The organism is Clostridium saccharoperbutylacetonicum N1-4(HMT), assembly GCF_000340885.1.
GTDB lineage: Bacteria > Bacillota > Clostridia > Clostridiales > Clostridiaceae > Clostridium > Clostridium saccharoperbutylacetonicum.
In genome coordinates this window covers 1,125,693-1,145,684 of sequence record NC_020291.1, presented here as the reverse complement: position 1 = coordinate 1,145,684, position 19,992 = coordinate 1,125,693, and the positions used below count along the sequence as shown (strand labels likewise).

General features: G+C 30.9%; 23 protein-coding genes. All 23 read right to left on the bottom strand.

Annotated features, from left to right (window positions below; all coding sequences use genetic code 11):
• Positions 1 to 66: 66 nt before the first annotated feature.
• Positions 67 to 840 (bottom strand): N-acetylmuramoyl-L-alanine amidase, encoded by a 774-nt coding sequence (locus CSPA_RS05055; RefSeq protein ID WP_015391135.1) that lies wholly within the window; start codon positions 838 to 840, stop codon positions 67 to 69.
• A gap of 115 nt (positions 841 to 955) precedes the next feature.
• Positions 956 to 1,366 (bottom strand): hypothetical protein, encoded by a 411-nt coding sequence (locus CSPA_RS05050; RefSeq protein ID WP_015391134.1) that lies wholly within the window; start codon positions 1,364 to 1,366, stop codon positions 956 to 958.
• Between the two features lie 7 nt (positions 1,367 to 1,373).
• Complete coding sequence (locus CSPA_RS05045) at positions 1,374 to 1,577, bottom strand: BhlA/UviB family holin-like peptide (RefSeq protein WP_015391133.1); 204 nt, start codon at positions 1,575 to 1,577, stop codon at positions 1,374 to 1,376.
• Between the two features lie 79 nt (positions 1,578 to 1,656).
• Positions 1,657 to 3,546 (bottom strand): Ig-like domain-containing protein, encoded by a 1,890-nt coding sequence (locus tag CSPA_RS05040; protein WP_015391132.1) that lies wholly within the window; start codon positions 3,544 to 3,546, stop codon positions 1,657 to 1,659.
• Positions 3,547 to 3,878: 332 nt separating this feature from the next.
• Positions 3,879 to 4,028 carry a hypothetical protein gene (locus tag CSPA_RS29975; RefSeq protein WP_015391131.1) on the bottom strand — a complete coding sequence of 50 codons (150 nt, stop codon included), beginning with the start codon at positions 4,026 to 4,028 and terminating at the stop codon, positions 3,879 to 3,881.
• Position 4,029: 1 nt separating this feature from the next.
• Positions 4,030 to 4,362: a hypothetical protein gene (locus tag CSPA_RS05035; RefSeq protein ID WP_015391130.1), complete on the bottom strand. Its 333-nt coding sequence runs from the start codon at positions 4,360 to 4,362 to the stop codon at positions 4,030 to 4,032.
• An 11-nt stretch (positions 4,363 to 4,373) separates the two neighbouring features.
• Positions 4,374 to 6,038, bottom strand: a complete 1,665-nt coding sequence (locus CSPA_RS05030; RefSeq protein WP_015391129.1) for a hypothetical protein — start codon at positions 6,036 to 6,038, stop codon at positions 4,374 to 4,376.
• A 15-nt stretch (positions 6,039 to 6,053) separates the two neighbouring features.
• Positions 6,054 to 7,835, bottom strand: coding sequence for a phage tail spike protein (locus CSPA_RS05025; RefSeq protein ID WP_015391128.1), 1,782 nt, complete (start codon positions 7,833 to 7,835; stop codon positions 6,054 to 6,056).
• Positions 7,835 to 8,536 (bottom strand): phage tail family protein, encoded by a 702-nt coding sequence (locus CSPA_RS05020; RefSeq protein ID WP_015391127.1) that lies wholly within the window; start codon positions 8,534 to 8,536, stop codon positions 7,835 to 7,837. Before CSPA_RS05020 ends, CSPA_RS05025 begins: the two co-directional genes overlap by 1 nt.
• A 1-nt stretch (position 8,537) precedes the next feature.
• Positions 8,538 to 11,747, bottom strand: a complete 3,210-nt coding sequence (locus CSPA_RS05015; protein ID WP_015391126.1) for a phage tail tape measure protein — start codon at positions 11,745 to 11,747, stop codon at positions 8,538 to 8,540.
• Positions 11,748 to 11,764: 17 nt separating this feature from the next.
• Positions 11,765 to 11,893 (bottom strand): hypothetical protein, encoded by a 129-nt coding sequence (locus CSPA_RS30700; RefSeq protein ID WP_015391125.1) that lies wholly within the window; start codon positions 11,891 to 11,893, stop codon positions 11,765 to 11,767.
• Positions 11,894 to 11,961: 68 nt separating this feature from the next.
• The gene (locus CSPA_RS05010; RefSeq protein ID WP_015391124.1) at positions 11,962 to 12,318 is read right to left on the bottom strand and encodes a hypothetical protein; all 357 of its coding nucleotides are present in this window, start codon (positions 12,316 to 12,318) and stop codon (positions 11,962 to 11,964) included.
• A gap of 52 nt (positions 12,319 to 12,370) precedes the next feature.
• Positions 12,371 to 12,949, bottom strand: coding sequence for a major tail protein (locus CSPA_RS05005; protein ID WP_015391123.1), 579 nt, complete (start codon positions 12,947 to 12,949; stop codon positions 12,371 to 12,373).
• Positions 12,950 to 12,965: 16 nt separating this feature from the next.
• Positions 12,966 to 13,349 carry an HK97-gp10 family putative phage morphogenesis protein gene (locus CSPA_RS05000; protein ID WP_015391122.1) on the bottom strand — a complete coding sequence of 128 codons (384 nt, stop codon included), beginning with the start codon at positions 13,347 to 13,349 and terminating at the stop codon, positions 12,966 to 12,968.
• Positions 13,349 to 13,699 carry a hypothetical protein gene (locus tag CSPA_RS04995; protein WP_015391121.1) on the bottom strand — a complete coding sequence of 117 codons (351 nt, stop codon included), beginning with the start codon at positions 13,697 to 13,699 and terminating at the stop codon, positions 13,349 to 13,351. The genes CSPA_RS05000 and CSPA_RS04995 overlap by 1 nt, the downstream gene beginning before the upstream one ends.
• A gap of 11 nt (positions 13,700 to 13,710) precedes the next feature.
• Positions 13,711 to 14,049 (bottom strand): phage head closure protein, encoded by a 339-nt coding sequence (locus CSPA_RS04990; RefSeq protein WP_015391120.1) that lies wholly within the window; start codon positions 14,047 to 14,049, stop codon positions 13,711 to 13,713.
• A complete protein-coding gene (locus tag CSPA_RS04985; RefSeq protein ID WP_015391119.1) occupies positions 14,046 to 14,327 on the bottom strand; it encodes a head-tail connector protein in 282 nt (93 codons plus the stop codon). Before CSPA_RS04985 ends, CSPA_RS04990 begins: the two co-directional genes overlap by 4 nt.
• A 9-nt stretch (positions 14,328 to 14,336) precedes the next feature.
• Positions 14,337 to 15,590: a phage major capsid protein gene (locus tag CSPA_RS04980; RefSeq protein ID WP_015391118.1), complete on the bottom strand. Its 1,254-nt coding sequence runs from the start codon at positions 15,588 to 15,590 to the stop codon at positions 14,337 to 14,339.
• A complete protein-coding gene (locus CSPA_RS04975; protein WP_015391117.1) occupies positions 15,580 to 16,344 on the bottom strand; it encodes a head maturation protease, ClpP-related in 765 nt (254 codons plus the stop codon). Before CSPA_RS04975 ends, CSPA_RS04980 begins: the two co-directional genes overlap by 11 nt.
• Positions 16,344 to 17,498: a phage portal protein gene (locus CSPA_RS04970; RefSeq protein ID WP_015391116.1), complete on the bottom strand. Its 1,155-nt coding sequence runs from the start codon at positions 17,496 to 17,498 to the stop codon at positions 16,344 to 16,346. Before CSPA_RS04970 ends, CSPA_RS04975 begins: the two co-directional genes overlap by 1 nt.
• 15 nt (positions 17,499 to 17,513) lie before the next feature.
• Positions 17,514 to 19,178 carry a terminase large subunit gene (locus tag CSPA_RS04965; protein ID WP_015391115.1) on the bottom strand — a complete coding sequence of 555 codons (1,665 nt, stop codon included), beginning with the start codon at positions 19,176 to 19,178 and terminating at the stop codon, positions 17,514 to 17,516.
• Entirely contained in the window at positions 19,175 to 19,546 is a 372-nt protein-coding gene (locus CSPA_RS04960; protein ID WP_015391114.1) for a hypothetical protein, read from the bottom strand. The genes CSPA_RS04965 and CSPA_RS04960 overlap by 4 nt, the downstream gene beginning before the upstream one ends.
• A 99-nt stretch (positions 19,547 to 19,645) precedes the next feature.
• Positions 19,646 to 19,885 (bottom strand): HNH endonuclease, encoded by a 240-nt coding sequence (locus tag CSPA_RS04955; RefSeq protein ID WP_081603973.1) that lies wholly within the window; start codon positions 19,883 to 19,885, stop codon positions 19,646 to 19,648.
• Positions 19,886 to 19,992 lie beyond the last annotated feature (107 nt).

The window sequence follows — 19,992 nt, the reverse complement described above, 5'->3', positions numbered from 1 at the left end:
ATTCAACTAATCCACACAATTGCTTTTCTTTTTAAGTATTTATAATAAATATAGTAATAGTTCTAGCTAGTTTATAGCATAAAACCAACTTCCTAGTGTTTCTTTTAATTCTAAGCATTTATCCATATCTAAATATTGGCTCTCTATCCAAACTCCTTTTTCATTTCCTCTGGCATAACACTTTATGCCCTGAAAATAATTTAATACATAATTAAGATCCACCCCTTGAAAGCTTCCATCTCCATTATTACCATTTGGTAAATAAGTTGTAACTATATATCCTTTTTTAGTTGATGCATTAATTTTTTCATCAAAATATTTTGGAATTTCAGAATCTATTGCATTACACAAAACATGTGCAAGATCATCCCAGGAATATTTATTATAAATATCTATATCATCCTTCGAATCACAAAAGCAAATCTCAGAAATCAAATTTCCACATCTGATATGATTCATTTCATAAAGCTTTTCAAATTTGACTCCACGATTATAAAAACCTAATTCAGCAAAATTATTGACTAATCTTTGCGCATATGGATATGCTGTACTTGCATCACTTGAAACTAATACTTCTGTTCCATGTGCTGATCCATTATAGCAATTCATATGTAATGAAATAAATAAATCACAATTAGCTGAATTACATTTCTCAGCACCTTCACTTAATTCTCCATTTTGAGTACCTGCATTTGAATTACAATCTATTACTGTATGTCCATATTTCTCGAATACTGCTTTAACTGCTTCATAATACTTTTTCATTTGCATATGCTCATCAACAATTCCTATAGCTCCTGTGCAATTATCGCTATGTCCTGCTCTTAATCCAATTATCATTTCCATCACTTCTTTCTTAAAATTTAAAAGTGATAAAAATAAGAATGGCTTTATTTCTAACTTTTCATCCTATTTTTATCACTTAATATTCCTGGTATTTATTTTGTTTTTTTTATTAATTTGCTGCAACTAGTGCCTGAACCTTGCTTAATTGATCTTTTAAACTTTCATTTTCAGCTGCTAATTTAGTATTATTGTCCTGCAGTTGTTTAAGTGCATCTACTTGATTTAATACTACCTCTTTACCTTCATTTATCTCTCCTGCAACTGCTTGTCTTAATTCTGTGACATCATTTTGAGTTAACTCTGGAAATTTAGCAAGTAGTTTTTGATCAAATGCATCAGCTTTACTTAAAATCTTCTCTTCAATAGTTTCAGTAATCCTAAAGTTTTCCTCAACAACATTCCATATCATTTTAGCTGCAGTAATATACTTCTGATTTCTTAATAACTCTTCTTCTAAGCCAGCTTTTATTAATTTTTTACCTAATACTTCAACTAATAATTTTAAAATCATTTTTATCATTTTTACATTACTTCCTTTCTATCTCTCTTTTAATTTCTTTTACATCTTCCTTGATATCCTCAACAATATTGAATTTATCTGTCATTTTATCCAATAAATTTTGATAATTTGCTTCTCTTATTCCTGTTGTCCTAAGTACATATACTAATAAACATGCAAACATTCCATACCCTAATCCTTGACTTAATGCAGCTCTAATCATTTCATCCATATAATACCTACCTTTTTTCAAATTTTTTGTAAAGAATAATAGACACTTACATTTCTGCAAGTGTCTAAAAAGACCTGTATTAAATAATTACAGTTACTGGTATTGTAATTTTAACTGTACCTGAAGGTAAAATATCTCCAACATTAACTACAATATTTGACCAAGTTGAACTTGGATCTACTTCACCTTGAGTAGTTATTATTCCACTAGTTATAAACTTAATATGTTTAGGCGCACTATCTTTAATCACTACTTTTTGGGCAGTTTTTGAACCTGTATTAGTAACTACTATAGTATACATAAATGTATCACCTACACATGCTGTCTTTGCATCTGATATTTTTACAACACTCAATGTGGTTTCTGCTAACCCGTTGAATATTATTTCAGTCCCACCACTTGAAATATTAGTGTTATCTCCTTTTGCATATGCAGTATTCACTAATTGTACCGATTTTTCTATTACAGTTACTATGCATGTTGCGCTTAAATTACCTTGTACTGTTTTAGCAGTTATCGTTGCTTGTCCTTCTTTTACTCCAGTTACATTTCCATTTGAATCTACTGTGGCTATGGAAGGATCACTTGATGTCCATGCTACTTCCATTCCTGCTGGTGTTGTTGTGGCTATTAAGCTTTGTGTATCTCCAGTATTTAAATTCAATGATGACTTATCTAAATTTAAACTAGTTATATACTTATATTCATAATGAGTAGTTTCTGAAGCATTTCCAGCATTATCTATAGCTCTAATATGAACATAAATAGGTTTAAATAAATCTAATCCTGATAATGGTGCTGATATAGATAAATCTTTAGTAATAATATCCTTACCTGGTTCTGTATTTTCTACATTATCTACAACATATGAGTATCCAGCAATTCCTGAAGTATTTATAACTGAAACTGTATTGGAAGTTATATCATTAGCTACATCTCCATTTGTAGCTTTTACGTAATAATCATATTTTGTTCCATTATCATTAGGCTTAGAATAAGTTATATTTAAGTTTTTATCATCATTTGATGCTCCACTAATAATTACTTTATCTGGTGCTGTTAAATCTTGTCCTTTGTGATCATCACAAGAAGTGTCGCTTGTTAGTTGAGCTAGATAAAATAACGTATTTGCAAGTAGTTTTTGTTCATCTGGTGTTGCTGCTCCATTTGAATGTCCTGTTTGAATCATAGCACAGTTATTCCAAGTTGTTAGATAGAAGTTATTAGACCCTGTCTTGTTATCAAAACTTGTAACTTCACTATTATTAGATACACTATTTGAAGTATATTTCATCCATATATCTCCCATTGCAAATTGGACATTGCTATGGCTTAATGGAATTGTTAGTTTAGTTCCCGTACTACCTATTGGCCATGGATAATTTGTTAAAAGACCTTCTTTTACAGTATTTATTGTTGTATTCCCATAATAACCAGTGATATTAGTATTAATATTTACATAACTTGCAAGACTTTTAAAATTAGTAAAGCATAGTGTATCATGTCCAAATAAGACACCATAACCAGCTTTTATATATGTTTCAACTAAACCTTTTGCCTCTATAGATATATCTATACTATTATTGGAATCATATCCTCCAAAATAAATGACATCATATTTCCAATTTCCACTACTATCTTTTAAATTTCCTGTTGCATTTGAATTGAATGCACTAAGATCTACTTTATCAACAGATATCAATCCCTTACCATATCCATTGTCATTTTCACTATTAGGATTTTCCATCCACCCTTTTAAATTATCACCTTTACCTGGATATATATTTAATACTTTAATATTTGTTTTTGAAGGAATACTTTGATAAACTGCTTCCTCTTGTCCTTTTGAATAAACCATATACTTATACCCTGCTCCAAGATTTGTCCAATCAAGATGCACATAGTTTTGTCCTTCAACTGGTGTGGCTGTAATACTTAAATTGCTTTTTGTTATATTGTTATCTTCCATTAATTTATACCTCCTAAAATAATCCAGTTAAAAATCTAGTAGCTAATTAGCTCTTTAACCATATTCATTAATTTTTTAATTATAATATTGCAATATCAAAAATTTAATCTCATTTGTCATTTGTATTTAATACATACTTTATTAAGAATGTTTTATCTTTAGCTCTTAATTATTATTATAAATCTCCTGATTATCTATTTCTTATAGAGTTTCTATAATTTTCCTCTAATCTTTCTATAATTATCCTATATATAAAAACAAACAAAAAAAGCACCTTAATTGTGCTGTTATTGACTTCAGGTTTTTATATATTTTTGTTACTTCCTATTTTCCTATTGCGTAGCACTTAATTTAGCTTCTACGGCAGTTTTATATTCTGCAATTTTAATATCTTCTATCTTAAATAGATCTCCTGTGTTTGGATTAATTTCTTTAGTTAGTATTTTATTTACTAACATTTCAACATAAATTTGATTAATCATATTAAACCAAGCCCCCTTGTTGCAATTGTAAATTTTCTAGCATAGCAATTCTATCTACTAATGATAATTCTTGCTTAACTGTAGGAAATAACTTTTCCTTTTCTTCATCTGTTAAATCAACAATCTTTCCATCCATAAGCTTATAATTATATTTTCCTTGCATGTCCACTAAAGGTTTATCTAAGTAATTTCCTTGAGCATGAGAAAACTTATCTCCTTGCCCTTCATCTATCTTCACCCAATCTTCTACATTAAATAAGAATATGCTACTGTCAACTTGCGTAATAACATTATTACTATCTACTTTTACATAAACTTTTATGTTTTCTTCCATGTTAAAACCTCCTAATATATTTCTGCATCTGCTGTGAAAATAGAAATACTTCGACCTTGTCCAGTTGCAGTTGCTATTCTTTCTTCGATAAAACCTTCTTCAGAAGATTCAATCAAAGTAGGTGTATTACTTAAGTTAGAATTATATAAATTTGTTAAAACAACAGTTGGGGTAGTTCTCATAGTTCCTTTAAATTTAATATTTGAATGATAAGCTATACCGCTAACTACATATCCTCCAAAATTTACTCCCGCACTACCTTGTGGTGTCACTCCTCCAGCTTGATAATATCTTTGACACAATGCTAGTTCTTGCGCATAAAGTCTTGGAATAAAAGGTGTTGCTATAGAACCTAGTTCAAGTTTAACTTGTGCTATATCGTAAACTACTGTACTACCATTTTGCCCTGTATAAAAATTAACTAAGCCTAAATTTAATGCAGTTGCATCTATTGGAATTGTTGTTGCTATTGTGAACTTCTTCCATTCAGTAGTAAAATTATTAGCATTATTATTTACAGCATCAGATACATTTGAAACTCTATAAACTGCGTTTACAAAATTCCCACTTAGTTTTCTTGCATAAAATGAAAGAGTAATCTGTTTTCCTTTAATTTTATTTAAATCAGCGTCTTCCATTTGATACCATAAATTTGCATATTGGTTAGTTGAAATTCTAATAAAATTTTTAAAAGTATCATCATATTGTTTCGTAATTGAATTTGTACCACCACCTGCATCTATTCTCCATCTATCAGTAGAATAATAAACTCCTGAACTATTAAAGCTTGTACCCCTTTGCCAAACTTGAAAATCACCATTAATTAATAAGTTCGGATTGCTTAATTGCGCTATTTGATTCGCCTTATCTGACAATGATGTATCATTAGCGTCTAATCTAGCCTTTAAAGTTTGATAAGTTCCCCTTGCATTTGTTATTTCTGCAGCGAATGAATTGCTCTGAGCTTGAGCAATATCTGCTTCTAAAGCTGATTTGGTTACTTGTGCATTTGTGTTACTTGCATCAACTGCACTTTTTGCAGTGTTAGCATTTGAAATTGAATTCTCCAAGTTACTCTTAGCAGTGTTAGCTGCTGCAGTTGAATTTTCTAATCCTGTTTTTAATGTATTTCCGTTAACAATATCCATATCAAGTCCAGTTTTTAATGTAGATCCACTTGCAATTGAAGTTTTTAATTCGTTATTAATTTCTACAGCTTCGCTTATATTCTCAAAGAAATCACTTGTTTGGTCTAGCTTATTTTCTAGTTCTTCCAATAGTGTATAAGTTGCTGTGCTAATACTTCTATCTACTACTAATGTGCTGGACATAACTTCTAATATTAAATTGAAAGTTGCTTTCTTTTTGCCTGAAGTTTTATCTATAAATTGCAGCTCTATAGGTATTTCTCCTGCTGTAGTTGTTAGCTGTTCATCAGCTGCTATAGTTACTACATTACTGTCAGCAGGAATTGAAATACCTGTATACTCTTGAATTAGTGGAATCGAATCAGCTTTCATTGCTTTTAATCTAACATTATAATTTGTTAAATCTGCCTGAACACTATTGTCATAAATACTACATATTAAATTTATAGAATCTAATTGCTTACAAGTCGTATAGATATTTAAATTTTGCTTAAGATCTAAGCTTACTGTTAAATCATATATAGCCATCCAATTACTCCTTTCTTATTTTAACGCCCTTATTCTTGCATCTATTATCTCTTGCAAGGTTTTATTACCAATGAACAAAGTTCCTCCAACGGTAAAATCTTTATCCACATAACCATAGTTACCTATTTCCACATATCCAGTCACGGTTAAATCCTGATCTATTCTTAAATCTTTTCCTATATACATATCATCACTTACTAATAGAGCTGTATGATCTGGATGAGCTTTTATTGTTCCTGTATAACCATTTGAATTTGTGAGTTTTAATCCATCAATAGTTATCCTGCAGCACTCTCCACTTCCATCATCCACATAGAATCCTCCAACTGCATTACATTTACCATTTGTATTTACATAAAATACAGTCTTATTACTACTATTTTTCACCTGCATCTTACCATTATTAACAATCAAGCCTGTGGAATCTATAGTTACATTGCTATTACTGGCGCCTTTGCAGGCAATAACAAAAGCATTTTTGCTTAACGTCCAGGTCATTCCCCCATCATTGCTCTCAACAACTGCACTTATTTTATTTGATTGCAATGTCAAAGCTGAACTTGTTTTATTGTCCAGATCAGTTACACTTTGCTTTACAGCATTATCAGCAATTTTAAACTCTGCTGTCACATGATCCACAGAGTTATTTACACTTAACAAGATTTCATCCTTAACAAATTTAACTTGCTTAACAGTATCTTTAATAATATCTGTTATATCTTTTCTGCTAAATCCTATCTCTACAGTATCTATTGTCGTTTGCCCTTCACTGTCAACTGTATAATTTATTTCATTAACTCTTCCTTGAAGATTTAAGTTTAATTTCTTATGTTTTACTGTCACTATATCTCCTAAAATTACTTTTTCAAGAATAGAATAATTTTTATATTCTTCTGTTTTGCTTAATTGAACAAAATCAATTGAATAATTAAAGGACATTTGATCAACCTTATCTATTGTAAACATCTTATTACAAGTATTTCTCATAAGGTCATATGCTTGATTTATTGTTATTTGATCATCTTTTTTAGTATCTGTACCATCCCAAATATTTAAATTTAATTCTACCTCTTTGAAATATCTCTTTTCATATGCTTTAACATTAGCACTTTCAATGCAATATTCAGGAAGCCTATAATCACCTGATCTTGGTATTAAAACAGTTGCTAAATCTGTATTATTTATCTTTTCCTTAATGCTCGATAAATTTTTACCATGCCCAATTACAACTCCATTATCTGAACCTCTGGAATCTACAATATCTATGGTATTGTTATTTACTATAAATTCACCGCCATATTCAGATAAAATACTATTCTCATCACCTATGAGAGCACTTAATAAGTTTCCCTCTTCTATATTAACAATTACATTTGCATTACTATTCTTATCTAGATTCCCTACTTCATATGAATGCGGTTCCAACGCTGCATTTAATACTTTTTGTATAGCTTGTTTTCTTGTTAAACCTGTTAGAGTCATTGCTCTTACTCTATTTTCTTTTAAATCAGCTAATAGTTTCGCCTGCATTTGAATTATTATTGTATTGCTGGTAGTTTCTTTATCTATTATTCTAAAAAGCTGATCTGGTCTGATATCTATTGTTGGAATTGAAATAATCCCACCTACAACTAAATTGCTTGAAATGCCTTTAGTGTCCTCTAATGGATATTCTAATTCAGTTATATAATCATCATTTATAACTTCTCTAGTCTTACTAGATACAATTTCATTTAATATCCATTCGTTATGTGTAAAATCAGTTTCGGTTGGTCTGAATAATCTAATATACCCCATTAATAGCACCTCCACCTTGGAATTATCTCAACTTTTTTTATAGATCCAGACCAGCCTATTTTATTTTTCCCAATAGAAAAGACTGGATAATCTCCAGTCATATTCTTTCCAAAATTAATATTATCTTTGTAACATTCCATAATCTCACTATCTACTACCACATAATCACTTACATTTTTAATAGTAAAGCTTGAGTCATTTATATTAATTGTTATATTTCCATTTCCATAAATCTTTAAATATGGCTTAGCTTCATAAGTACCAAAATTATTTAGTGTTGTTCCACTCGTTATAGTTTGACTCTTCAATCCACTTTCCATGTACTTTAATCCATTGCAAACAAAAGTTGCCGTAAAACGTCTTACCCTTCTTACAGTAGTTTTCGTTTCACTTATTTTTACTTGCTTAACCTTGTATATTTTATATTTATCCATACTATAAAATAAATATTTTGAAGTTGAACTAAGTAACCAATTATCTATTCTGGCTTTTTTCCTGAAATACTCATTTTCATTTGCTTTATATACAAAATTAAAACTTATTTCTATATCTGAAAAACCTTTTATTTTTGTTAAATTTTCACCACCATCTACTTCTACCGTTTCATAAATAATAGCTGTTGCAGGAACTGCAGGAATATTTTCTATTTTTAAACCTTCTATATTCTCACTAATTAAATTGTTATACTCTATATAAGACATTTTACCACCCCTTTCTGCCATTATTTAATGCTAAATTACTACTAATAACTGGCGTAATTATTTTCCCAACCTTATTACTGTCCATACTTATTTCCATATTGCTTATTTTATCTGCTAAATAATCCATTTTATCTAAGATCTTATCAATTGTACTTGCACTATTATTTGTATTAGAATAAGCACTATTAACATTCTTTAAACCGTCTAAACTTGATAAATTAGCTATTTTTATATTACTATCTAGTGTTTTGCTTACTTTTGCATTTAAATTTGGCATTTCATTTTCCCATCCAACTCCTAGTCCTTGTACATTAAATTTTCCAATTTCCGCAAATACTTTAGACGGAGAATGTTGGTCAAATTTTGCCTTAACGCCTGCTGTAAAACTATCACATAAACTTCCCATCCATCCAGTAAGGTTATCCCATTCGTCTTTGATGCCTTTTGTTATTCCAGTTACAATATTTTTTCCTATCTCTAACATTTTATCAGGTAAGCTTGTAAATGTATTTATAATCCCATCAAATACAGTGCTCATACCTATTTTAGCTTCTGTGAGCATATTACTTCCCCATGTTTTAATATTTGTAACTACATTAACAAGCCATGTCCAAATTTGCCCTGGTAGTTGAGTAAAATAACTTATTATGCTTGTTATCCAAGCACTTACATTCGTACTTATCCAACTAACCACATTACTTCCCCATGTGCCTAAATTTGTTACTACATTGACAAGCCATGTCCAAATTTGTCCTGGCAACTGGCTAAAGAAAGTAACTACATTATTAATCCATATAGGTACATTTGTTGTAATGTAAGTTAATACACTCATTCCCCATTGACCTAATTTCGTTACTATATCAGTTAAAAATTTCCATATGTTGCCTGGTAATTGACTGAAAAAGGTTGTAACATTATTAATCCATATTGGCACATTAGTACTGAAATAATTCCAAACTGATACTCCCCAAGTTGCTAATAAACCAACTAAAGAGCCTAGTGCATATGCAATTTTATTAGGTAGTTCAGTAAACCATTGAACTATATTATTTATCCAAGTTGGAATAGTTGTTGTAAAGAAATTCACTATTGCATTCCACCCATTAGTAAATGCTGTTTTGACCGCCGTAATAAATTCATTAACCTTTTGTCTAAAGGTTTCATTATTTTTATATAACAACGCAAATGCTCCAGCAAAAGGATTCACTATAAAAAGCAATATTTCTTTCCAATTGTTCTGAAAGAAATTAACTACAACCTTAAAAGCATTAGGCAATGTAACTGTAAAAAAAGTTTTCAGCCACTCGCCTATAGCATTAACTCCATTTCTAAACCATTCGCATTTATTATATGCAAGAACTATTCCTGCAACTAACGCTGCTATGGCTAAAATTATTATGCTTATTGGATTTGCATCCATGATTATATTTAATGCTGCTTGCGCTGCTGTTTGCAATTTAGTTACTATTTCCCATTCCTTTACTACCTGAATTACTTTTTTTATTCCTTCCTGAATAGCAAGTGCTTTATTCCATAGTTCCATAGCATTAGTAATTCCATTTATAATTCCAGCTATTGAACTAAAAGTTAAGAACGCTGCTCCTATTCCTAAAATAATATTTGTAGTTGAATCTCCATGCTCACTTATGAAATTAAACAAACCTTCAAATACTGGTTTAACCACTTCTGCAATTTTATTTCCAACATCCATTAACACTTGTGTTATTCCCGAAAACTTTTCTTGTATTGCTGGTAAATTAGATGTAAACCAATTGCTAAAATTACTTAAGCTAGGAAGCACTTCGTTAGACATTGGTAATAACAGAGCTGTTTGAATATTACGCTTAATTCCTTCAAATGCACTTCCTAAGTCATTATACTTAACATTATTCATTGAAGTTAATACATCCTTAGTTTTACTTATTCCACCATTTAAATTTCCTAAACTGGCAATAGCATTTATGCCCAAATCTTCAAACTGAGTTCCGAAAAGTTCTATTCCTACTTGGCTTTGTTTTAATGGATCATCCATATTAGCAAGTGCACTTACAACTTGTTTAAATGAATCTTTTGCAACATCTCCGCCTTGAGCAAATTTAGCTGCTAATTCATCTGCATTAAACCCAAGTTGAGTGAATCCATCTTGGGTTGTTTTACTCCCATCTACTGCTCTTATAGAAAATTCCTTTACTGAATCACCAACTTTATCTAAGTTAAAACTTCCGCTTTCTGCTCCACTGGAAAAAATATTAAACATATCTTGCGCATCTAATCCAAGCTTTTTGAATTGCACACTGTATTCATTAACTGAATCCAGCATTTCATCACTGAAATCTAATCCTTTTTGCTTTCCTTGTGCTATAAGATTAAACGCTTCATCTCCAGTAATTCCAAACTGCTTCATTAGTATTGTTACACTTCTTATAGATTCATTTACTTCCATACCAAATGTATCACGCATTAACAATGCTTTTTCTGTTAAACTTTTTAAATCTTCACCAGTAGCACCAGTTTGTTGTCCGACTGCAGTTATTGATTCTGCTATGTCATTAAAATTTTCTCCAAAATTATCATTATAGATATCAGTCATTATCTGCTTCATGTTACTTATGCCTTCACCTGTCAAGCCTGTTGCTGCAGTAACTCCATTTAATGCCTTCTGTACATCTCCACCAAAGCCAATTACACTGCTAAAGCCTTCTTTAGCTTTATCCCATATGTCTCCACCAATGGCCATTCCTATTCCACGCTTTATATATTCGCCCATGCCATCAGTTGCAGCTTTTAATTTATTACTAAATTTATCCCAAACGTTACCTTCTTCTTCAACTTTTTTACCGCCCTTTTCTAACTCTCCCTCAACTTGTTTAAGCTCATTTTGAAGTTTTGCTAATTGAGCTACAGCATTATTGACTTTAGTTCCAGCAGCCATTGTTGAATTTGAAAATTCTCCTGTTTCAGCTTTACTTTTAGAATAAGCTTCCTGAAGAGCTTTGACTTTTTGTTGCTGCAGTTCAATAGCTTTATTTAGGTATTCAGATTTATTACTTAATTGTTCAGAACTATCTCCAAAGCCTTTTAATCCTTCAGCACTTGCTTTAAACTCACTTTGTAGCAAAGACATTGCCTTATTAATTTTACCTATTCCTTGGGTAAAAACGTCATCCGTTATTCCAACTTTGACGGTCATTCCTTGAATATCATCAGCCATACTTTACCTCCTTCCCACTAAAATAATATTTCATCTATATAACCATTACTTTCTTTTGAATTTTCTACACCTTCAATTTCTTTGTGGATTCTAAACAATTCATTGAGTTTTAAAGGTGTGCATCTCCAAAATTGTTCCTCTGTCATTTTAAGAATCACAGTTCCTAAATAAAATAGCCAAGCCCAATCCCAACTATCAGAATCAGCTTGACTTTCTATTCCCCCATATTTTCATTTTCATCTGCTTCTCCAAATGAATTTTTCATTGCGACCTCAGTTTTTCCAATAAGATCATTTATAAAATCCATATCTAGCATTCTGCCTACTTCTCTTCGAGTTAAATTTTCATTTCCATCCTCTAAAACCATTATTGCATACATGAAATCAATATATGGCCTTACCTTTTTAGATTGCAGAGCTTTCATTGCTGCATCTACATCCCCATAAATATCCTCTAACTCTGCTAATACACCTAAGCTTAAAGTTATCTCATATTCTCTACCCTTTATAATTACTTTATTATCATTTTTCTTATTTTTTAATTGTTTTCCTTTTACTTTTTTATTTACCATGTTAAAATCTCCTCTTTCAATAAAATAAGAGTAGGACAATCCTACTCATTTATTAAGATGTTGTTTCCACAGGAACCGGAGGCACTGTAGTAAACCATTTTTCTAAATCTGCTTCAACAACTCCATCATCATCTGAATCTGCTATTAATCTATAATTACCATCAAATTCTCTACAAACAAAAGTAGCCTTTAATTTCGCTGTACTTTGTTTAATCTTATCCTCTTGAGTCTGATGTTCATCAGCTACAAGCTCAAATTTACCTTTATATAAGCAAACATATCTAAACTTTCCATTCGCTTTTTTAGATTTAAAGACCATATAAACATATGGAGCTTGATCATCTTTATTCTCAATTAATACACCATTTACAACTTTGCTTCCTTGCAAAAATGCTCTAGTTGCAACGGATAGTTGATTTAACTCAATTTCAACATCAACCTGACTAAAAGTTGTTACAATATCTTCAACTTCATCATCAGAGTAAGATGTGTCTGAATTAGTTTTTGGTGTAAGTTTAGCACTTACAGATCGTTCATATTTTTTAACTGGCCCATAAGTTGCTTCTTTACCCCTTTTATCAGTCAATAACTCTGCAAAACTAATGTCTCTTAGACCTATTGTTCTTGACATTTGCATCACTCTCCTATCATTTTTGTAGATTATTTTCTATTGCCTCTTTTAATCTTTGATATACTTGATTTTTATTTCTATCATAAGACTGTCTCATGAATGGTCTTGGCTTTCTTTTTGAGTCACCCCATTCAATATACCAACTATAATTTGCTTTTTTATCAACATCCCCTATCCAAACCACTTTAGTACCTTTTACTTTTTTAACTTTAGATATTTTAAGACTTCTTCTTAAATTTCCAGTTCTATCTTTAAACATAGTTGTATTTTCTTGATCCTCTAAAACAGGTTGTACAGATTCCATTAAAGATTTATCCTCTATGATGGCTCCTTCCTTACCCATATTTTGAAGTTTTCTAAATATACTATCTAATCCATCAACCTCAAATTCTGTATTCATTATGTTACCTCTTGAGTAATATTAAATCTAAGCGCTTTATGATATATTTTTGTATCATTTTCATATAGATCAGCTCCACTATTATAAGTACAATTATCTAAAGTTTTCATTGCTGACTTTATAGTTTTCTTCAATTCTTCCATGTTTTCTTTAGACCAAATATCCACTTGAAAAAGAGTTGTAGTACTTTCAGCTTCATCATCTGCATAATCTTCATCTAAATCACTTATCAAAGTAAATGTAACATGAGTTCCATTAATATCTTCATCATACCAACCATAAAAACTTCTGATATTTAAAGGATCTAAAGCATTAGATAAGGCTATATCTATTTTTTCTATAATGTCCACTTAATCCTCCCCTAGCTAACAAACTTTCCTTGTAGTATTATCCAATCCTTGCTACCACCTAAAGTATCAACAAAAATAATATTGAATACCTTCTTATTCCATATGATCTGGTATTCTTTTTCATTGAACTGAATATCTTTTAATTCTGAGCATAATCTGCATTTAAACTTAATAGTGTTTTCTAACTTTGAATTATATGCATCATACTTTTCTGTTCCTATTAAATCTAAAATTTTGCACCAACAACTATAAAAAGAGCCCCATTCATAAGTTGGAACTCCCTTTACTTTTACTGGCTCAGATTTTCGTTTTTGGATCTCTATTCTCTTATTTAAACTTTCTATGCTCATGCTATCACTTCCACAGTATAATCTATCGATAATGCTAAATGATCTTTAAGCATTTCATAAGAATTTCTATACCTCTCAGCTTCTTTATCATCAGTACTAAATTCAACTTTGCAAAATGTTTTTATTGCTCTAATTATCAATGGATCAGTCTCAACGATTTTACTTTCTAATATTCCACTAAGTTTTAAATCTGCTTTAGCTGCATCAATAGAATCTTGTATTTCTTCATCCAAAATATCATCATCTATTCTTAAGGCTAGTTTAATTTTTTCTAACATAGGAAATTCCTATCCTTTCATTATCAATGCAAATGCCTTCGTAGTTCTTACTCCACCATCAACTATCCCATAAGCAATATAATCTGTTGTTCTTTCCTTTTTGTGATCTTCACTATCAAGAGATACTTGCTTATTAATGTTTGCATGATATCCGTTCCAGGCATCACCAAGTAATATATTATTATCTGGTATACCATCATCTTCTTTTACAACTTTTCCGAATATTGTTCCAACTCCACCTTCTATTGGATTAGCTACAAAATAAGGTCTTCCAGTGGTATCTCTAACATTAGCAATTTCATTCCAGATTGTAGTTCCATTTGCATATATACATGTTTTATTTTTATAAGTACCTTTTATCTTTGACATTGCATTAGTAAAATGAGTATATTCTAAAGGCTCTGCATCTGTAAATTTAACAACCTGTGGTGTTTTGGTTTCCCCTGTTAATGTAGGAATTATTCCTTTTGGTTCTGCCTTGAAAGTATCACTTTCACCTGGCTTTCCTTTCCCTTGTGAAACGGCATAACCTAATGCAGCTCCTATCTTTTCAACTAACTGAGATTGAATAAATGGAATAAAATCTTCTATAGCCATTTCTCTAAGCTTCCATGAAACGGTTATATCTCTTGATAATTCGCAGCCATCTAAGCTAGCTTCTCCAAATTCTTCTTTACCATCTTCTGTAGATGTGCTTTCATCATACCACTTAGCATCACTTGAATTTGTAGACTTTAGCAAAGTAACTTTGCCCTTTATAGTTGTTTTAAAAACATCATTCCATAATGGGTATTGTTCTCCAACTTCTTTCCAAATACCACTCATTACTGTTTCAGGAATTACAATGCCTGTGTTTCCTGTAGTATGAACATAAGCTTCATTGATCATTTTAAAAGCATTACTCTCTGAATTATTCATCTTTAGGCCAAGCATATTTTTTGCCCAGGCATTAACATATTCTTTAGGCTCTTTTGCTTCTTCTTCAGTTTCTTCCTCTGAATTATTAATACTATCTATTACTTTTACTGCTTTGACATCATTTGATAATTTAGATATATCTGTTACTACTGCACTATCTTTAAATCTAGCATTTAAATTAGCTTGTGCTTTATTTAATTCTTCAGTATCATTTTCAAATTTTTCGATTTCTTGCATTTTAGCCTTATATCCTTCTAAATCCTTTTTATTATTTAAAAGATCTTTGGCTTCATTTAATAAATTTAAATATTGTTGTTCTTGATCATTTGACATTCTAATTTTCATTAATTAACACTTCCTTTTCTTCTATTTGGCTATTATATAGCTCAATCAATTTTCCATTTATTTTTGCATTTTGCTCAATAAAAAAATCAACCTTATCATTTATAATAGGTTGATCTTTGTTAGACTTATTATTTTTCATTAAGTTTTCAATTAGCTCCTTAGGAATAGATGAAGCTGAATTATAAAATCCTTTTAAATTCATGTTTGATAAATTCATCAAATTTACTTTGTTTGTATCTTCAAACATTATTTCATCAATTAATCCTAATTCTTTTGCTTGTTGAGCAGTTAACCAGGTTTCATTATTCATTATTTCAAGTGCCTGCTCTCTGCTCATGCCACTTTTACACATATAAGCATTTGCTATTGTATTATTAGCATTTTTTAAGACTTCTGACATATGATCCATGTCTCTATAATCACCACTTGCATAACTTGATACATTATGTACCATTAATTGAGCTGTTGGTGACATTGAACTATGTCGAGCCATAGAAATAACGCTTGCTGCACTTGCTGCTAAACCTGTAATATTTATATTTACATTACCTTTATAATTTCTTAGCTCTGTATAAATATCACTTGCTGCAAACACATCCCCTCCTGGAGAATTTACTTTTATGTTTAACTCTTCCCCATTAGCTTCTTTAATTTGATTTATAATCTTACTTGGTGAAGCATAATTATATCCAAGCCAATCATAGATCCAGGCATAATCATCTGATATAATATCGCCTTTAACTTCTATATCCATTACTTTTCACCCCCTCCCACGACTTGAGTATCTAATCTTCTTATTGGTTTATCACCATCTTCTATTGGTGGAAGATTTATTACTTCTCTCCATTCATTCGCTGTTAATGCACCTCTATCCACCATAGCTAGTAATCCAAGCTTAGTTGACATTGATGCATATTGAAGATTATTAGCTGCAAAGATTATCCTGTTACCAAACCCACGCTCTCTTCTATTAAATAACTTTCTGGTGTATTCATTACTTAACTGCATGGCCAAAGGTTCAATTTCACTTTCATAATATGCATTCCATTCATCTTCATTGTAATTAGACTGCACTATTTTCTCATTTGTATTAAAGAATGAATAAATCCTTTTAGTAGTTCTGTCTATTTGTGCCGCATTAGGAACATAATCATCAGGATGAATTTGTGTAGCTTCTGATTTTGAATCAACACCTGCAGCTCCACCTTCATTACTTGTTGCAAGAAAACTCTTAGTAAAGTCTTCTACATTCTTTTTTATATCTTCTGGCCTTAAAGAATTATTGAATTTTAGTAACCATCTTATTACTCCACTATTTTTAACTGCTTTCACAATCCCCTGATCCATGGTATATACAACTTCCATCAAAGGTATTAACGCTTCACGTGGACTTTCACCAAATATATCATTTTCATTAAAATCCTGCCTTATATGAATGATCTCTGTATATGGATAAGTAACCATCTTACCATTACGATTAGTAAACCTTAAATAAAGTAATCCTTGTGAATCATAAATAGCTTCTGCAGTAACACATGGTATGTTATATAATTCAACTGGATAGCCATTATCATCATTTACTATTAAGATAAAAGCATTATTATTGAGTGCCAGCTGCATTGCTAACTTTTCAAGCAACATTTGACCACTCATATATGGATTAGGTTCTTCAAGTAGAAACCTTATATAAGGTTCTGGATTAACTGCAAAGCCTTGTTGAGTATTATTTCTTATATGCTGTGGAATTAACTTTCCAATAGCTTTAACTTTAGGTCTTATACAAGCTCTAATAATATCAGATTTATAAAGTTTACCATTCCAGCTATAAAAACCATTTCCTCTATCTTCAACAAGTTCAAATCTTGTCTTTGATGGACTACGGTTAAAAAATCTATTAATAAAATTCACTCTATGCACCTCCCTCTAAATCATATTTTCATATTCACTTAATTTATCTAAGAACACTACATAACCAATTATCAAAGACACACCTCCATCAATACGCTTTCTGTTATCGACTCCTTTTATAGGCTGTATGTTGCCATTTATATCTGTTTTTATTTCCATGTTTGATAAACACCATTTATCTATTGGATTGTTATTATAATTGATTCTATCTGCAATTAAATCTGCTTTTAGTTCCTTCATTGGGAAGCTTAAAGTATATACTCCCTGTCTAACTGGTATCATTGATTCTGAACCAAATTCATCTTTAAAAGTTTGAAGTAAACTATCATCAACATGCCAAGGATCATATCCAATCCAAGGTATATAAATATCATAAGTATCTCTTACTTCCTTAAACCATTCCAAAATATCATACTTATTTATTTTATTTCCTGGACAAACTCTAAGTAATCCCTGCTGCTCCCATAACTTATATGGAACACTATCCTCTTCTTTATTAGTTTCTTCATTATTTAATTTTTCCTGTGGTACAAAGTACTTTTGAATTACATAGATACCAGGGTCATCTCGTTTCATGCATAAAATTTTAGCTGATGCTAAGTCTGTGGTTTCTGCTAAGTCAAAACAACCAATTCCATATCTAAAGCCCATTTCTCTAATATCAAATACAGCTTCATTATTAAGTTCATCCCAACGTAACCAAGCTGATGCAGAATTTTCTTTCATGTTAAAATCTTTAACCATAACTGTGGCTTTAAAAGCAGGATCTTCTTTGGCTTTGTTAACACAATCTCTTAAAAATTCAATCTTCTTAATAGGCCCTAATCCTGGATTTGCTTTAATCCACATTTCTTCCTTATCCCACTCATCTTTATCATCAAGCTCATAAATAAAAGCCAAGAATCTATCATCCTTGACTTTACCATCCAGCACTTTACATGCATATTCATATTGTGCATCAAATATTGAACCTCTTATAAAACCATTAGTAGTAATACAATCTAATAAAGGCTGCCTTCTACTACTCATTGATTGCTTCATCAAATCATATATATCTCTATTTTTTATGGCTGCCAATTCATCTATTGTAACCATGTGTGAATTTAAACCATCAAGTCCATTTGAATTACTCGCCAAAGCCTGGATAGTTCCATAATTAAAAGGACAATATATATCTGATTTTCTTTTCTTTAGATGCTTATTTAAATCTGGTGACTGCTGAATCATTTTATAGCACTCATTAAAACCTTTTTTAGATTGATCTAATTTAGTTGCTATAATATAGCACTCTGGAGAACCTTCTCCATCTCCAACTAACATAAAGGTTTCATCTGCTGCAAGCTCCGTAGTCTTTCCGTTTTTTCGCCCTCTAATATCAAGCACTTCTTGATATTGCCTAAAGCCTGTCTCCTTATGAACAAATCCAAATACTGCTTGATGCTTAGCTTTCTGAAATAATTCTAGCTTTAATGCTCCACCAAGTTCTCCCTGAGCTTGTTTGCAAAAAGTTTCAATAAATTCTATTGGCCTATTAGCTAATTCTTCATCAAATATCCAGGGATCATATTTACCTGGATTATGAAGTTTATCAACTAACATAGAATATGCCTGCTTAATTCTTTTGCAAGCAATAATTTCATTTGAAATGATCTTATTATAGTATTCTTCTATGTAAGTCATTTTTTAATCTTGCCTTTACTGATAAAGTCCATCAAAGCATCAGTTTGCTCTTTTTTAAGTTCTGGTGGAAGTAAATCTATTAATTGTTTCATTATGCTGGAATATAGCTTCATGAAATTTGAATATATTTTCACTTCTGGTCTTTCTCTATTAAATGCTTGATCTCCTTGTTCAAATAGTTCAGTCAATCCATTTTTAATAAGATCTATTCTAGTATCTTCAAGAGATACTTTCATAAATGCAGCTTCATTAATTAATCCTTCAATAACTTTAGTTTTATCTTTTGGGAAATCCTTAAATATCTTTTTAATTTTATTTACTTCCTGCTTTATCTTTCTATCTCTTTCTAATTGTTCGGATATGCTCAAAAATATCCCCCTCCCCTTTTTCAAAATTTCATTCGGAGGAAAATTGTTGTCCACTATACGGTCTCCAAAAGCCCCCCCACAGATATTTTTATGGGGGGGCTATGTCGTAGGAACTAATTCTCCTTTATCATTAAATCTGTAACCTTTCTTAGTTGCACTTTTCTTTTCTCTATTGAAGTCATGCTCTGCATTATGACAATCTAAACATAAATATTCTAAGTTATCATGATTAAGTGTTATGTTAGGATCATTGATGTTATTAGGTGCTAACTCTTTCTTATGATGCACAATGTATCCTGGTCTTTCACATCTCTCACATAATCCATGAACTGATTTAATGTAAGATGCTTTGCACTTCTTCCATGTTGTACTATTATAAAATAATTTAGCAAACTCTTTAGCTATACCTGTTTCCCCTCCTTATTTAGACTATAAAAAAAGCTAGA

Coding starts and splice junctions, on each gene's coding strand:
- CSPA_RS04985 (WP_015391119.1), bottom strand. CDS start 14,327: ATGTTAGAAAAAATTAAACTAGCCTTAAGAATAGATGATGATATTTTG.
- CSPA_RS05040 (WP_015391132.1), bottom strand. CDS start 3,546: ATGGAAGATAACAATATAACAAAAAGCAATTTAAGTATTACAGCCACA.
- CSPA_RS05005 (WP_015391123.1), bottom strand. CDS start 12,949: ATGTCAAGAACAATAGGTCTAAGAGACATTAGTTTTGCAGAGTTATTG.
- CSPA_RS04975 (WP_015391117.1), bottom strand. CDS start 16,344: ATGGATATAGAAGTTAAAGGCGATATTATATCAGATGATTATGCCTGG.
- CSPA_RS30700 (WP_015391125.1), bottom strand. CDS start 11,893: ATGACAGAGGAACAATTTTGGAGATGCACACCTTTAAAACTCAATGAA.
- CSPA_RS04990 (WP_015391120.1), bottom strand. CDS start 14,049: ATGAGCATAGAAAGTTTAAATAAGAGAATAGAGATCCAAAAACGAAAA.
- CSPA_RS05010 (WP_015391124.1), bottom strand. CDS start 12,318: ATGGTAAATAAAAAAGTAAAAGGAAAACAATTAAAAAATAAGAAAAAT.
- CSPA_RS05000 (WP_015391122.1), bottom strand. CDS start 13,349: ATGAATACAGAATTTGAGGTTGATGGATTAGATAGTATATTTAGAAAA.
- CSPA_RS29975 (WP_015391131.1), bottom strand. CDS start 4,028: ATGATTAATCAAATTTATGTTGAAATGTTAGTAAATAAAATACTAACT.
- CSPA_RS05035 (WP_015391130.1), bottom strand. CDS start 4,362: ATGGAAGAAAACATAAAAGTTTATGTAAAAGTAGATAGTAATAATGTT.
- CSPA_RS05015 (WP_015391126.1), bottom strand. CDS start 11,747: ATGGCTGATGATATTCAAGGAATGACCGTCAAAGTTGGAATAACGGAT.
- CSPA_RS05030 (WP_015391129.1), bottom strand. CDS start 6,038: ATGGCTATATATGATTTAACAGTAAGCTTAGATCTTAAGCAAAATTTA.
- CSPA_RS04980 (WP_015391118.1), bottom strand. CDS start 15,590: ATGAAAATTAGAATGTCAAATGATCAAGAACAACAATATTTAAATTTA.
- CSPA_RS05055 (WP_015391135.1), bottom strand. CDS start 840: ATGATAATTGGATTAAGAGCAGGACATAGCGATAATTGCACAGGAGCT.
- CSPA_RS05050 (WP_015391134.1), bottom strand. CDS start 1,366: ATGATAAAAATGATTTTAAAATTATTAGTTGAAGTATTAGGTAAAAAA.
- CSPA_RS04965 (WP_015391115.1), bottom strand. CDS start 19,178: ATGACTTACATAGAAGAATACTATAATAAGATCATTTCAAATGAAATT.
- CSPA_RS05045 (WP_015391133.1), bottom strand. CDS start 1,577: ATGGATGAAATGATTAGAGCTGCATTAAGTCAAGGATTAGGGTATGGA.
- CSPA_RS05025 (WP_015391128.1), bottom strand. CDS start 7,835: ATGGGGTATATTAGATTATTCAGACCAACCGAAACTGATTTTACACAT.
- CSPA_RS05020 (WP_015391127.1), bottom strand. CDS start 8,536: ATGTCTTATATAGAGTATAACAATTTAATTAGTGAGAATATAGAAGGT.